The following is a 12,758-nucleotide window of genomic DNA, read 5'->3' as shown; positions in this document are numbered from 1 at the left end:
GCTCATGTTTTATGGTGAGGTCAGTGCTGCGGATTGACGGTGTCCAACACTCGATTCGCCAACAAACCGCTCAGTTCGATCAGTTGCTGAATGCCAAGGGCAATGTGTCGTCGCGAGCCTTCCAAGTCGAATGCAAGGTCGTTGATCATGGCGTCGGCCGAGGCCAGGGTTTCGCTGAGGTTGGCGAGCAGGCTTTCGGTGTCGATGCCGTCCACGACGGTGAAGAGCTGGCTCGATGGATGGTCGTTGGGGTGGGTTTCTGGTTCTGGTGGGTTCGGTGTGGCTTTGTACATCGTGAGCTCCTTGATTGATGGAGCCGCCAGACATCGCTGCTAAACGAAAAGGGTGGCGGCAGTACGCGGGTTAGCAGACCAGGAATCAAGGAACCCGGCGCACCGAAGTGCCCCACGCACAGCCGCCATAAAACGGACCTGCGTGCCTTGATATTATGCCGAGCTGCTAAACCCGATCGCTGAGCTGTCAGCGACCTGCAAACGTTAGAGCCCAGGGCCAAGGCGCACAAGCCGGCGGATTCTGGCGTAGTTGTAGGCAAAGGCGCAAGACGTCGTAGCCTTGGGATGACGGACTGTGGGAGTTGGGGGTTTTGTGTGTATATCCGTTATTTAGGTAACGGCTGCTTAGGGTTTCGCCCTTACGGCGACTCACTTTTTTTCAGACGCCAAAAAAAGTAAGCAAAAAAGGCTTTGCCCCACCACTCGGCACCTCGCCCAGGCTCGGTGTGCCCTCACTCCGGCATTGCTCCGTGGGCCCGCCGCGAAGGGCCGTCCCTGGCCCAGCGCGGCTATCCCGGCATCCATGCCGGGATGCCCACTCCACAATGCCTGCGTTCGGCCAGCGTGGTTAACGGGGCGCCTCAGATCAAGATCAAGATCAAGGTCTAAAGCGAGGCGGCCTGGCAGCCGACCTTATTCTTGCGGCGGTACGCTGATTCCAATGTGGGAGCGAGCTTGCTCGCGATGGCGGCCTTGCAGCCGGCCAGGGGTTTGTTGGCCGGGTACATATTCTTTGCTGCGGTAACGGCTGCTTAGGGTTTCGCCCCTTACGAGCGGGTCACCTTTTTCAGACGCTAAAAAAGTAACCAGAAGGCTTTGCGGGTATGACTCACCCACATAGGTTACAAATCAGTTCACGCACATAGGTAACAGTTTTTAACTGGCAGGGTCGGTTTTCGGATCTGAGCATGCCATGCCGAGGCGGCCTTATAGCCGACCTGTCTCTTTGGCTTTATTCCAATCCCATTGTGGGAGCGAGCCTGCTCGCGAAGAGGTCAGCGCATTCGGCATCTTCATCAACTGTGGCACCGCCATCGCGAGCAAGCTCGCTCCCACAGGTGTTTTGTGTCGCCTACAGAATAGTGGTTGAACGCAGAGGCATTGTGGGAGCGAGCTTGCTCGCGAAGAGGTCGGCACATTCCATCCCTTCATCGGCTGTGACATTGCTTTCGCGAGCAGGCTCGCTCCCACATGAGAAACGCGGTCCCATCAAGAACCAGGCCGGCTATAAGGCCGCCTCGCGGTGGAGGTTGATTTCGGCGCCCCGTTAACCACGATGGCCGAACGCAGGCATTGCGCAGTGGGCACCTCGGCATGGATGCCGAGGTAGCCGCGCTGGGCCAGGGACGGCCCTTCGCGGCGGGCCCACGGAGCAATGCCGGAGTGAGGGCATGCCGAGCCTAGGCGAGGCACCAAGTGGTGGGGCAAAGGCGCTTTGGTTACTTTCGCGCCTTTCGAAAGTGACTCGCCGTAAGGGCGAAACCATAAGAAGCCGTTAACGAAGAAACGGATATTCATACAACCCTAATACCAACGCTCCAATCAAACCCTGAACCGCCCCACCAACGTCTGCAAATGAACCCCCAGTCGCGCCAGTTCGGCACTGGAGGCGGCAGTCTCTTCACTGGACGACGCCGTCTGCTCTGACACATCCCGCACATTCAGCACGCTACGGTTGATCTCCTCGGCCACCGCACTCTGCTGCTCTGCCGCCGCGGCGATCTGCTGGTTCATCGACTGGATCGCCGACACCGTGCGAGTGATGTTTTCCAGCGAGCCACCGGCGCGGCGGGTCAGTTCGACGCTGCTGTCGGTCAGGCTGCGGCTGTTGTCCATGATGGTCGCGACCTGTTCGGTACCCGCTTGCAGGCCGACGATCAGTTCTTCGATTTCCTCGGTGGACTTCTGGGTGCGCTGGGCCAGGCTGCGGACCTCATCGGCCACCACGGCGAAGCCGCGCCCGGCTTCACCGGCTCGGGCTGCCTCGATGGCCGCGTTGAGGGCCAGCAGGTTGGTTTGCTGGGCCACCGACTTGATCACGTCCAGGACGCTGCCGATCTTGTCGCTTTCGCGCTTCAGGTCGCCCATGGCAGCGGTAGAGTTGCCCACTTCCCGCGCCAAGCGCTCGATCTGGGCGATGGCTTCGCCGACGACCTTGTCGCCTTCGCGGGCCTGTTGGTCGGCGGCGACGGCGGCCTCGGAGGCTTCCTCGGCGTTGCGCGCCACTTCCTGCACGGTGGCGGTCATTTCATGCATGGCGGTGGCGACCTGGTCGGTCTCGATTTTTTGGCTATTGACCCCGGCGCTGGTCTGCTCGGTCACGGCCGAGAGCTGTTCGGCAGCGCTGGCGATCTGGGTAACGCCTTCACCGATGCCGCCGATCAACTGCCGCAAGCCAACGGTCATGCGTTGCATGGCGCGTTGCAATTGACCGAGTTCGTCGCGGCGTTCGGACGTCAGGTTGTGGGTAAGATCGCCCGCGGCGACGCGTTCTGCCACCTTCAGGGTCTCATCCAGCGGGCCGACGATCTGCCGGGTGATGAGCCAGGCGGCGATCACGCCGAACAGCAGCGCCAGTGCGGCGGCTGCGATCAGGACGGTCTTGGCCTGGGCGGTGTCGTGGTCGCGCACGGCCGTCTGGGACGCGGTGAGCTTCTGGCTGGAGTCGATCAGGACTTGGCCTTGCTCGCTCATACGCTGCAGAGCGGCACCGTTATCAAGCTGGGAGTCACGGAACTGGCTGACCGCCGCCCGGTAGATGTTCATCGAGTCGCTGGCCTGCTGGAGCCTGTCGGCGTGTTCCTCAGGCAACTGGGCTGGCAAGCGTGCGAGCAGTTTCAGGACATCGGTAATTGCATCGATGGCCGGCTGTTGGGCCTCGCTTTTGCCGCTGTAGGTGTAACCGCGAACCTGATAGCGTGCCTGTTGGATCGCCTTGCTCAACGTCACCACGCTGTTGAACTGGGTGATGTCGCCGCCCTGCAGCAGCGCTTTCTCCACTTCGGCGACGCGGGCCACGGTGTTATCGGCACTGGCGCCCAGCTTGCTGCGGGCATCTTCGCGGCTGACGGTGGCGCTGGTCATCTGGGCGAAGGCGCTTTTGTATTCGGCAACGGCGGCCAGTTGCTTGTCGATCAGCGCCACGTCGTCAGGCTGTTCGATCATCTCGCGAGCCGTCTTCAACCCGGCTTCGAGCTTGCCGAGCAGGTCGTTGACCTGTTGCGGGCCTTTTTCGCCGCGCGTGGTGTTGTAGTCGATGCTGGCGAGGTCCAGGTCCTTGCTCAGGTCGTTCAGGCTGGCAATGAACCCCAGCTTGTCGCCCCGGCTGATGACATTGCCCAGGCCGGACCAACCGGTGAACGCGATCATCAGGGTGAGGAACAGCACCAGGCCGAAGCCGAAGCCAAGTTTGCGATTAACGCTTACGTTTCCCAGACCCTGGGCAAGCCACCGGAACATGCTGATACTCCCTTGGAGCGTTGAATTGGTTTTATGGGGACTGTATCGGCGGCTTTGGCGGGAGCTGTAGAAAATAGACGCGACGGATCTTTTTCGTGGCGAGGGAGCTTGCTCCCGCTTGGTCGCGAAGCGGCCACCTGCGGCCAGGAATTTACGACTGCTTCGCAGCCGAGCGGGAGCAAGCTCCCTCGCCACGGGAAAGTAACCAGCTCGTCAGAACAACCGCGCAAGCAGGGCCGTGACGGCGGTCTCGACCCGTAGGATCCGTTCGCCGAGCTGCACCGGTTGCAGGCCGGCCTTGCCCAGCAGGTCGATTTCGTAGGGGATCCAGCCGCCTTCCGGGCCGATGGCCAAGGTCACCGGTTCAGTCAGCGCGCGCGGGCAGGGCGGGTGATTGCCAGGGTGGCCGACCAGCCCGAGGGTGCCTTCGACGATGGCGGGCAGGCGATCTTCGACGAAGGGCTTGAAGCGTTTTTCAATGATGATTTCCGGCAGCACGCTGTCCCGGGCCTGCTCCAGACCCAGGATCAGTTGCTCGCGAATCGCCTCGGGCTCCAGGAAGGGCGTCTGCCAGAAGCTTTTTTCCACACGATAACTGTTCACCAGCACCACGCGCGGCACGCCCATGGTGGCGACGGTCTGGAACACCCGCCGGAGCATTTTCGGACGCGGCAATGCCAGCACCAGGGTCAGCGGCAATTTGGCCGGCGGCGGCTGGTCGAGGCTCACTTGCAGTTCGGCTTCGCGAGCTTCCAGGCGCAACACCTGGGCCGTGCCCATCAGGCCGCCGATGCGGCCGACCCGCAGGCTGTCGCCGACGGCGCTGCGGTGGACTTCCTGCATGTGCGTCAGGCGCCGATCGCTCAGGATGACGCGGTCCGGCTCGATGAAATCGGCCTCTTCAAGCAGCAGCAGGTTCACGCTTGGGTCGCTGGCGGCTGGTCGTTGTGGTCGTCGACCGGCTGGTCCTCGGGTTCTTCTTCGCGGCGTTTGCGCACCAGGCCGCCAAACAGGATGCCGATCTCGAACAACAGCCACATCGGCACGGCCAGCAAGGTCTGGGAGAAAATATCCGGCGGCGTGAGGATCATGCCGACCACGAAGCAACCGATGATCACGTACGGGCGGATCTTCTTCAGGTAGGCGACGTCGACCACGCCGATCCACACCAGCAATACCACCGCTACGGGAATCTCGAACGCCACGCCAAAGGCGAAGAACAGCGTCATGACGAAATCCAGGTAGCTGGTAATGTCGGTCATCATTTCCACGCCTGCCGGGGTGGCGGCGGCGAAGAACTTGAAGATCAGCGGGAATACGAAGAAGTAGGCGAAGGCCATGCCGGTGTAGAACAGCAGGATGCTCGACACCAGCAGCGGCACGGCGATGCGTTTTTCATGCTTGTACAGGCCCGGGGCGATGAAGCCCCAGATCTGATGCAGGATCACCGGGATCGCCAGGAACAGCGAGACCATCATCGTCAGTTTCAGCGGCGTCAGGAACGGCGACGACACATCGGTGGCGATCATTGTCGCGCCTACCGGCAGGTACTCGCGCAGCGGCGTGGAGACGAAGGTGTAGATCTGCTGGGTGAAGGCAAACAGCCCGGCAAAGATGATGAACACCGCCGCGACGCAGCGCAGCAGGCGGGTGCGCAACTCGGTGAGGTGCGATACCAGCGGCATCGGCTGGTCGTTTTCAGGGATATCGCTCATGGGGCTCGCGGCGGCAGAGTGGAGTCGTTGGGAATCGGGGGCGTCGCGGTCACCAGATCAACCGGTTTGGCCGGTTCAACCACCACTGGCGCAGCTTCGACCGCCGGGACCTGGGGAGCAATCGTCGGCTCGGCCACGGGCTGGACCGGCGTCGGCTCCTGCTGGGCCGGCGAGAAGATCTTCCGTGCTTCCTGTTCCAGGGACAGGATGTGTTCGTTGTGCAGTTGCCGACGAATGTCGTCGGCACCGATTTCACGTTCAACTTCCTGTTTGATCGCATTGAAGCTGCGCTTCAGGCGCCCGATCCACAGACCGGCGGTGCGCGCAGCGCCCGGCAGGCGTTCGGGCCCCAGTACCAGCAGGGCGACGAGGCCGACGAGCAGCAGTTCAGTGAAGCTGATCCCAAACATTAGTCAGTGCTCACGAGTCTTTGCGGGTTGGCTCTTCGACTTTCTGCGCCTGCACGTCGATGGTGTTCGGCGCATTCACCGGCTGAGTGGCCTGTGGGTGTACCGGTTGGGCCGGTTGTACCGGTTGCGACGGAGTGACCTGTGGGTCGGCCGGTTTCTCGTCATCGTTCATGGCCTTGCGAAAGCCCTTGATCGACTCACCGACATCGGTGCCGAGGTTTTTCAGTTTCTTGGTGCCGAACACCAGCACCACGACCACCAGAATGACGACCCAGTGTTTCCAGTCAAAAATACCCATGTGGCTATTCCTCTCAAAAGTTGATCAGGCGGACGGGCGCGAGGCTTTCTCGACGTGCCCGGACAGACCGAAGCGACGGTCCAGTTCATCCAGTACGGCCTGCGGATGCTGCCCCAGTTGGGCGAGCATCACGAGGCTGTGGAACCACAGGTCAGCGGTCTCGTAGATCACGTCGCTGCAGTCGCCGCTGATGGCGGCGTCCTTGGCGGCAATGATGGTTTCGACCGACTCTTCGCCGACCTTTTCCAGAATCTTGTTCAAACCCTTGTGGTACAGGCTGGCGACATAGGAGCTGTCGGCCGCGGCGCCCTTGCGCTCTTCCAGCACCTGGGCCAGGCGGGTCAGGGTGTCACTCATGGTTGTGTCCTGAATAGATGGCGTGCGGGTCCTTGAGTACCGGGTCGACGGTTTTCCAGTCGCCGTTCTCGAAGACACGATAGAAGCAGCTTTGACGGCCGGTATGGCAGGCGATTTCACCGACCTGTTCGACCATCAGGATAATGACGTCGCCGTCGCAATCCAGGCGCATCTCGTGCAGGTGTTGCACGTGCCCGGACTCTTCACCCTTGCGCCACAGCTTGCCACGGGAACGTGACCAATAGATGGCGCGATTCTCGGCGGCGGTCAGGGCCAGCGCCTCGCGGTTCATCCAGGCCATCATCAGCACACGCCCGGTCTTGTGATCCTGGGCGATCGCCGGCACCAGGCCGTCGGCGTCCCATTTGATCTCGTCCTGCCAGTTTTTCATCTTCGACTCCGACCATGGGCCGCGCACTTCCAGTCGGCGGGCCCAGCGTTGAAACAGTGTGCCAGCGTGAACCGGTGCTGGCTATCGACGAACGACCAGATACAAACCGACGGCCACCATGATCCCGGCGGGCCAATGGCCCAGTTCGCTCAACGGGCCACCGGCGGCCAGCACGGCGCCGCCACCCAGGTGAGCCGCGCCAAGCAGGCGCAGGAACCAATCGTCGCGCCGCTGTTTCCAGGGTGGAGCAGGGTCATGGGCATGGGGCTGGGACATCCGCTCGAGCAGGTCGCGGGTCATGTTGGCCAGGTGCGGAATCTGCTCAAACTGGCTCTGGACGTTGCCCAGCAAGGCTTTGGGGCTGACGCGCTCGCGCATCCAGCGTTCGAGGAAGGGCTGGGCGGTGTTCCACAAGTCTAGGTCCGGGTACAGCTGGCGACCGAGGCCCTCGATGTTCAACAGGGTTTTTTGCAGCAACACCAACTGCGGCTGGACCTCCATGTTGAAGCGGCGCGCAGTCTGGAACAGGCGCATCAGCACCTGGCCGAATGAAATATCTTTTAACGGTTTTTCGAAGATCGGTTCGCACACGGTGCGGATCGCCGCTTCGAATTCGTTGAGCTTGGTCTCGGCCGGCACCCAGCCCGAATCGATGTGCAACTGCGCGACGCGGCGGTAGTCACGCTTGAAGAAGGCGAACAGGTTGCGGGCCAGGTAATCCTGGTCCTCGGGGGTGAGGCTGCCGACGATGCCGCAGTCGATGGCGATGTACTGCGGGCTCCACGGTTGCACGGTGCTGACGAAGATGTTGCCCGGGTGCATGTCGGCGTGGAAGAAACTGTCGCGAAACACCTGGGTGAAGAAAATCTCCACGCCGCGCTCGGCAAGCAGTTTCATGTCGGTGCGCTGGTCGGCAAGGGTTGCCAGGTCGGTCACCTGAATGCCGTAGATGCGCTCCATCACCAGCACTTTCGGCCGGCACCAGTCCCAATAGACTTGCGGCACGTACAGCAGTGGCGAGCCCTCGAAATTGCGTCGCAGCTGGCTGGCGTTGGCGGCCTCGCGCAGCAGGTCGAGCTCATCGAAGATGGTTTTTTCATAGTCCTGGACCACATCCACCGGGTGTAGCAGGCGTGCATCGGCTGACACCCGCTCGGCGGCGCGGGCAAGGATGAACAGCCAGGCCAGGTCTTGGGCAATGATCGGCTTGAGGCCCGGGCGGATCACCTTGACCACCACTTCTTCACCCGTCTTGAGCTGGGCGGCGTGGACCTGGGCGACCGACGCCGAAGCCAGCGGCTCGACGTCGAAACGGCTGAAGACTTCGCTGATCTTCTTGCCCAACTGCGCCTCGATCAGCGCTACCGACAGTTTCGAGTCGAAGGGCGGCACGCGATCCTGCAGCAGCATCAGTTCGTCGGCGATGTCTTCGGGCAATAGGTCGCGACGGGTCGAGAGGATCTGCCCGAACTTGATGAAGATCGGCCCCAGGTCCTGCAAGGCCAGGCGCAGGCGTGCGCCGCGGCTCAAGTCCAGGGTTCGACGGGGGAACCAGCGCCACGGCAGCACAAAGCGCAGTGCCAGGAGAAACCAGGGCAGCGGCAGGGCGAACAGCAGGTCATCGAGGCGGTAGCGGATCACGACGCGCTGGATGCGCAACAGACGGCGGACGGCAAGCAGCTTCATGCGTTATCGCTTGGGTTCAAGGGATCGGGAAAGGCGCTCGAAACGCGCCTCGAGTCGTTCCAGATCGAGCTTGATCTGGTCCAGTTCGGCAAAACGGGCCTGGGCTTCGCGTTGGCCTACGAGCGTACGCGATTCCTCGGCCAGGTATTCACTCAGATTCTGTCCGAGGCTGGCGAAGCCCTGGCGGTACCAGCGGCTGCGACTGCGCAGATGGCCACTGAGCAATTGGGTGGCGACCGGACCGATCCAACGGGACACTTCGTATTCCCAGTCCAGTTCCAGGTCCTGGAGAATCGCCGCCAGCTCCAGCAGCACGCCGCTGTCGCCGTCGAGCTCGACGTCGGGGCTGTGCAGCACCGCGGTCTTGTTCTTGCTCAGCGCTAACTCCAGCAGGCTCGATGCCGGGGCGCGCAGCGTGCAGTCGGCCTCGGCCTCCCAGTGGGTGGCAAGCATCAGGCCTTCGTCGCTGGGCAGGATGAACAGCTGCAACGCCGGGCTGCGGCAGTCGACGGCAATCACCTTGCCGCTCAAATGCGCCAGGCGCATCGGCGCCGTGCTGTCCAGGCGCAGGACCCGGTTGATACCGAGTTCAACACTGGCGAGCAGCCCGGTGAGCAGCATCAGGGCTTGATACCGCGGTGCAGGGCGACGATGCCGGAAGTCATGTTGTGGTAGGTCACCCGATCGAAACCGGCTTCGACCATCATCGACTTCAGCGTTTCCTGGTCGGGGTGCATGCGGATCGATTCGGCCAGGTAGCGATAACTTTCCGCGTCGTTGGTGATCAGCTTGCCCATCAACGGCATGAAGGCAAACGAGTAGGCGTCATAGGCCTTGGACATCAACGCGTTGGTCGGCTTGGAAAACTCCAGTACTAACAGCCGGCCACCGGGCTTGAGCACGCGCAGCATCGAGCGCAGGGCGTCTTCCTTGTGGGTGACGTTACGCAGGCCGAAGGCGATGGTCACGCAATCGAAATGGTTGTCGGGGAACGGCAGCTTCTCGGCGTCGGCCTGGACGAACTCGACGTTGCCGGCCACGCCCAGGTCGAGCAGGCGGTCACGGCCGACCTTGAGCATGGATTCGTTGATGTCGGCGAGCACCACATGGCCGGTGGGGCCGACGATGTGGGAGAACTTTTTAGTCAGGTCACCCGTGCCGCCGGCAATGTCCAGCACGCGGTTGCCGCTGCGCACGCCCGACAGCTCGATCGCGAAACGCTTCCAGAGGCGATGCATGCCGCCCGAGAGCAGGTCGTTCATCAAGTCGTACTTGGCGGCCACCGAGTGGAAAACCTCGGCGACTTTCTCCGCTTTCTGGCTTTCCGGCACGTTCTTGAAGCCGAAGTGTGTGGTGGGTTCGGCATCGCTGCCTTTGCGCTGATCAGTCATATCGCGGTCACCAAAAAAGAATGCGGGACATTCTAATCCCGGTGGAGGGCTTTGTCTTGGCAAGGCTGCAGGTAAGATGAGCCACCGCCCGGACGTTTTGACGCAGGCAGGGTCGCAAACGTTCAGGCAAGTCTCGATCAAGCAGGAGTTAACAGATGGCCCGTATTACTGTTGAGCGTGCCCATGACCTGGGCAAGGAAGCGGCCCGCGAAAAGGCCGACAAGCTGGCCCAGAAACTGTCCGACAGCTATGGCCTGGAACCCAAGTGGGAAGGCGACACGCTGAAGCTCAAGCGTTCCGGGGTCAAGGGTGAAGTGCATGTGGGCGAGGATTCGATCCGCGTCGATGTGGAACTGGGCATGTTGATGTCGGCCATGAGCGGGACAATCAAGACGGAAATCGAAAAGGCGCTGGACAAGGCGTTGGCTTGATTCAAGTGCAGAGGACTGAAGTCCAGCGCCTATCTATCAACTGTGGGAGCGAGCCTGCTCGCGAATGCGATGAATCAGCAACATTGATGTTGAATGACATACCGCTTTCGCGAGCAGGCTCGCTCCCACAGGGAATCATCGCGCCAGGTTTTATGTCAGTTGTTAGGGTGCCCTTTCTAATTATTCTCACTACTTTGTGCCTGAGCCCGACCGTGTGCGGGCAGTTGCTCAAACCTGTCTTCGAGTGAGGTGCACCATGGCCAAAGTTATTCTGAAGAAAAAAACCGACGTTGAATCTTCCACGCTGGGCGACGTGAAAACGTACGCGCGCAAGATCTGGCTGGCGGGCCTGGGCGCTTATATCAAGGTCGGTCAGGAGGGCGGCGAATACTTCAAGGAGCTGGTCAAGGCCGGTGAAGTTATTGAAACCAAAGGCAAAAAGAACATTGCCGGGAAACTTGAAGCGGCGAACAGCGAACTGATCGAAGCCAAGACCGACGTCAATACTTTCAAGGCCCGCGTCGAAGTTCAACTCGACAAAGTCGAGAAGGTATTCGATGCGCGTGTTGCAAGTGCCTTGAATCGTATCGGCATTCCGTCTAAACATGACGTTGAGACACTCTCTGCTAAGCTCGATGAGCTGACGGCATTGCTCGAACGTGTCGCGCGTAAACATTAAGGAGAACGGGATGGCTGGCAAGAAAATCACCGAAAAAGAAGGCAGCTCGTGGGCCGGGAAGATTGAAAAGTACTCCCGCAAAATCTGGCTTGCTGGTTTAGGCGTGTACTCGAAGATCGACACTGACGGCAGCAAACTCTTCGAGTCCCTGGTTAAGGACGGCGAGAAGGCCGAAAAACTCACCAAGACGGCGGTCGGCAAACAAGTCGATGCCGCCAAGGATTCTGCCGAGTCCACCAAGTCGCGCATGGGCGGCGTGAAGGATCGTGCACTGGGCAAGTGGGATGAGCTGGAAGGGGCTTTCGACAAGCGTCTGAACAGTGCAATTTCCCGCCTGGGCGTGCCGAGCCGCAATGAAGTCAAGGAACTGCACAGCAAGGTCGACACCCTGACCAGGCAGATCGAAAAACTCACCGGGGCCAAGGTCACGCCGGTCGCGACCAAGCCCGCTGCAACCAAGACCGCGGCGGCCAAGCCTGCAGCGAAGACGGCGGCCAAGCCACTGGTCAAGGCTGCGGCAAAAACCGTCGCCAAGCCTGCGGCCAAAGCAGCGGCCAAGCCAGTAGCCAAAACCGCAGCGGCCAAGCCTGCAGCCAAGGCGGCGGCCAAACCCGTCGCGGCAAAAACTGCAGCCAAACCTGCCGCCAAGCCAGCTGCCAAGACGGCGGCGGCTAAACCAGCTGCGGCCAAACCGGCTGCCAAGCCAGCGGCAAAAGCCGCAGCCAAACCGGCCGCGGCGAAAAAGCCCGCAGTGAAAAAAGCGGCCGCGCCAAAAGCAGCCGCACCCAAGGCGCCGACTGCGACCGCCAAACCGGCCACCCCGACGAGCACGGCAAACTCCGCCTCGGCTCCAACCCCGGTAGCCACTCAGACTCCCGCGCCGGCTCCGTCGACGCCTACCAGTCAGTCCTGATTTTCCGGGACATGCAAAAACGCCCGGCCTGTGAAGGTCGGGCGTTTTCATGTGCGCTATAGACTAAAACTGTGGGAGTTAATGGGGCTGCCACAGCCGCTGCTATTCATGCTCCTCCAGATACCGCAACGCCATCTGCTCGGTTGCAACCTTGACCGTCGGCGGCAAGTGCGGCGCCACCAGCATCATGACCTGATAGACCACCAGGCGAACCTCGCCCTCGCGATCGAGGATCCGCTGATAGTCCAGCGAGAACAGCAACGTCAGGGTGATCTGCTCCACCAGTTGCCCGAGTGCCTGGGTGTCGCTCACCAGCAGGCCCTGGGCCTTGAGCTGCGCCAGCAATGAGGCCAGGGTCCGTTTCAACGCGTTGAGCAACTGGCGGATCCCCTTGGCCAGTTTCGGCAGGCGCCCCGCCAGGTTCGACAGGTCCTGGAACAGGAACCGGTATTGGGCCAGGCGCTCGACGATCAAATGCAGGAACAGCCAGTAGTCCTCCGGCGCCAGTTGCGCATCGGCGGGCGGATCCAGCAGCGGTGCGAGCTCGGCCTGGAATCGCTCGAACAATCCGAGTATCAGCGGTTCCTTGCCGTGGAAGTGGTAGTAGAGGTTGCCGGGGCTGATGCCCATCTCGTTGGCGACTTCGAGGGTGGAAACATTCGGCTCGCCCTTCTCGTTGAACAATTGCAGGGCACATTCGAGGATTCGGTCGCGGGTTTTCATCCGGTCTTCTTG

At 61.3% G+C, this 12,758-nt stretch carries 15 protein-coding genes and 1 pseudogene; 4 read left to right on the top strand and 12 right to left on the bottom strand.

The window, feature by feature from the left end:
* Positions 1-20: 20 nt before the first annotated feature.
* Entirely contained in the window at positions 21-293 is a 273-nt protein-coding gene (locus PSH78_RS24515; RefSeq protein ID WP_305497380.1) for a DUF6124 family protein, read from the bottom strand.
* Positions 294-704: 411 nt separating this feature from the next.
* On the opposite strand from PSH78_RS24515, the gene PSH78_RS24510 reads away from it, so the two are divergent.
* The gene (locus PSH78_RS24510; RefSeq protein WP_305501439.1) at positions 705-902 is read left to right on the top strand and encodes a nucleoid-structuring protein H-NS; all 198 of its coding nucleotides are present in this window, start codon (positions 705-707) and stop codon (positions 900-902) included.
* Positions 903-1,835: 933 nt separating this feature from the next.
* Here PSH78_RS24510 and PSH78_RS24505 read toward each other — a convergent pair.
* From PSH78_RS24505 to ubiE, 10 genes and pseudogenes are all read right to left on the bottom strand, one after another.
* On the bottom strand, positions 1,836-3,752 hold the full coding sequence (locus PSH78_RS24505) for a methyl-accepting chemotaxis protein (protein WP_305497378.1): 1,917 nt from the start codon (positions 3,750-3,752) through the stop codon (positions 1,836-1,838).
* Between the two features lie 213 nt (positions 3,753-3,965).
* Positions 3,966-4,673, bottom strand: a complete 708-nt coding sequence (locus PSH78_RS24500) for a 16S rRNA (uracil(1498)-N(3))-methyltransferase (RefSeq protein WP_305497376.1) — start codon at positions 4,671-4,673, stop codon at positions 3,966-3,968.
* Entirely contained in the window at positions 4,670-5,467 is a 798-nt protein-coding gene (gene tatC, locus PSH78_RS24495; RefSeq protein WP_305497375.1) for a twin-arginine translocase subunit TatC, read from the bottom strand. The genes PSH78_RS24500 and tatC overlap by 4 nt, the downstream gene beginning before the upstream one ends.
* Positions 5,464-5,877 carry a Sec-independent protein translocase protein TatB gene (gene tatB, locus PSH78_RS24490; protein WP_305497374.1) on the bottom strand — a complete coding sequence of 138 codons (414 nt, stop codon included), beginning with the start codon at positions 5,875-5,877 and terminating at the stop codon, positions 5,464-5,466. The genes tatC and tatB overlap by 4 nt, the downstream gene beginning before the upstream one ends.
* Positions 5,878-5,887: 10 nt before the next feature.
* Positions 5,888-6,175 carry a twin-arginine translocase TatA/TatE family subunit gene (locus PSH78_RS24485; protein WP_305497373.1) on the bottom strand — a complete coding sequence of 96 codons (288 nt, stop codon included), beginning with the start codon at positions 6,173-6,175 and terminating at the stop codon, positions 5,888-5,890.
* 24 nt (positions 6,176-6,199) lie between these two features.
* Positions 6,200-6,532, bottom strand: a complete 333-nt coding sequence (locus PSH78_RS24480; protein ID WP_003186671.1) for a phosphoribosyl-ATP diphosphatase — start codon at positions 6,530-6,532, stop codon at positions 6,200-6,202.
* Entirely contained in the window at positions 6,525-6,923 is a 399-nt protein-coding gene (gene hisI / locus PSH78_RS24475; RefSeq protein WP_305497371.1) for a phosphoribosyl-AMP cyclohydrolase, read from the bottom strand. Before hisI ends, PSH78_RS24480 begins: the two co-directional genes overlap by 8 nt.
* An 81-nt stretch (positions 6,924-7,004) precedes the next feature.
* Positions 7,005-8,609 (bottom strand): ubiquinone biosynthesis regulatory protein kinase UbiB, encoded by a 1,605-nt coding sequence (ubiB, locus tag PSH78_RS24470; protein WP_305497369.1) that lies wholly within the window; start codon positions 8,607-8,609, stop codon positions 7,005-7,007.
* Positions 8,606-9,230 (bottom strand): annotated as a pseudogene (locus PSH78_RS24465) (SCP2 domain-containing protein). Before PSH78_RS24465 ends, ubiB begins: the two are co-directional and overlap by 4 nt.
* Positions 9,230-10,000 carry a bifunctional demethylmenaquinone methyltransferase/2-methoxy-6-polyprenyl-1,4-benzoquinol methylase UbiE gene (gene ubiE, locus PSH78_RS24460; protein WP_024779926.1) on the bottom strand — a complete coding sequence of 257 codons (771 nt, stop codon included), beginning with the start codon at positions 9,998-10,000 and terminating at the stop codon, positions 9,230-9,232. Before ubiE ends, PSH78_RS24465 begins: the two are co-directional and overlap by 1 nt.
* A 155-nt stretch (positions 10,001-10,155) precedes the next feature.
* Here ubiE and PSH78_RS24455 point away from each other — a divergent pair, with 155 nt between their 5' ends.
* From PSH78_RS24455 to PSH78_RS24445, 3 genes are all read left to right on the top strand, one after another.
* Positions 10,156-10,431, top strand: a complete 276-nt coding sequence (locus PSH78_RS24455; RefSeq protein ID WP_305497367.1) for a polyhydroxyalkanoic acid system family protein — start codon at positions 10,156-10,158, stop codon at positions 10,429-10,431.
* 256 nt (positions 10,432-10,687) lie between these two features.
* Positions 10,688-11,110 carry a phasin family protein gene (locus PSH78_RS24450; protein ID WP_305497366.1) on the top strand — a complete coding sequence of 141 codons (423 nt, stop codon included), beginning with the start codon at positions 10,688-10,690 and terminating at the stop codon, positions 11,108-11,110.
* 10 nt (positions 11,111-11,120) lie between these two features.
* Positions 11,121-12,023 carry a phasin family protein gene (locus PSH78_RS24445; RefSeq protein ID WP_305497365.1) on the top strand — a complete coding sequence of 301 codons (903 nt, stop codon included), beginning with the start codon at positions 11,121-11,123 and terminating at the stop codon, positions 12,021-12,023.
* A 102-nt stretch (positions 12,024-12,125) separates the two neighbouring features.
* Here the strand turns inward: PSH78_RS24445 and PSH78_RS24440 are convergent, their stop codons facing one another.
* Positions 12,126-12,746, bottom strand: a complete 621-nt coding sequence (locus PSH78_RS24440) for a TetR/AcrR family transcriptional regulator (protein WP_305497364.1) — start codon at positions 12,744-12,746, stop codon at positions 12,126-12,128.
* Positions 12,747-12,758: the final 12 nt, after the last annotated feature.

The sequence above is a fragment of the Pseudomonas sp. FP198 genome (assembly GCF_030687895.1).
Lineage (GTDB): Bacteria > Pseudomonadota > Gammaproteobacteria > Pseudomonadales > Pseudomonadaceae > Aquipseudomonas.
Note: the sequence above shows the minus strand (reverse complement) of the source record. Positions and strands in the feature narration are given on the sequence as shown.

Coding starts and splice junctions, on each gene's coding strand:
- PSH78_RS24515 (WP_305497380.1), bottom strand. CDS start 293: ATGTACAAAGCCACACCGAACCCACCAGAACCAGAAACCCACCCCAAC.
- PSH78_RS24505 (WP_305497378.1), bottom strand. CDS start 3,752: ATGTTCCGGTGGCTTGCCCAGGGTCTGGGAAACGTAAGCGTTAATCGC.
- tatC (WP_305497375.1), bottom strand. CDS start 5,467: ATGAGCGATATCCCTGAAAACGACCAGCCGATGCCGCTGGTATCGCAC.
- tatB (WP_305497374.1), bottom strand. CDS start 5,877: ATGTTTGGGATCAGCTTCACTGAACTGCTGCTCGTCGGCCTCGTCGCC.
- PSH78_RS24485 (WP_305497373.1), bottom strand. CDS start 6,175: ATGGGTATTTTTGACTGGAAACACTGGGTCGTCATTCTGGTGGTCGTG.
- PSH78_RS24480 (WP_003186671.1), bottom strand. CDS start 6,532: ATGAGTGACACCCTGACCCGCCTGGCCCAGGTGCTGGAAGAGCGCAAG.
- hisI (WP_305497371.1), bottom strand. CDS start 6,923: ATGAAAAACTGGCAGGACGAGATCAAATGGGACGCCGACGGCCTGGTG.
- ubiB (WP_305497369.1), bottom strand. CDS start 8,609: ATGAAGCTGCTTGCCGTCCGCCGTCTGTTGCGCATCCAGCGCGTCGTG.
- ubiE (WP_024779926.1), bottom strand. CDS start 10,000: ATGACTGATCAGCGCAAAGGCAGCGATGCCGAACCCACCACACACTTC.
- PSH78_RS24455 (WP_305497367.1), top strand. CDS start 10,156: ATGGCCCGTATTACTGTTGAGCGTGCCCATGACCTGGGCAAGGAAGCG.
- PSH78_RS24450 (WP_305497366.1), top strand. CDS start 10,688: ATGGCCAAAGTTATTCTGAAGAAAAAAACCGACGTTGAATCTTCCACG.
- PSH78_RS24445 (WP_305497365.1), top strand. CDS start 11,121: ATGGCTGGCAAGAAAATCACCGAAAAAGAAGGCAGCTCGTGGGCCGGG.
- PSH78_RS24440 (WP_305497364.1), bottom strand. CDS start 12,746: ATGAAAACCCGCGACCGAATCCTCGAATGTGCCCTGCAATTGTTCAAC.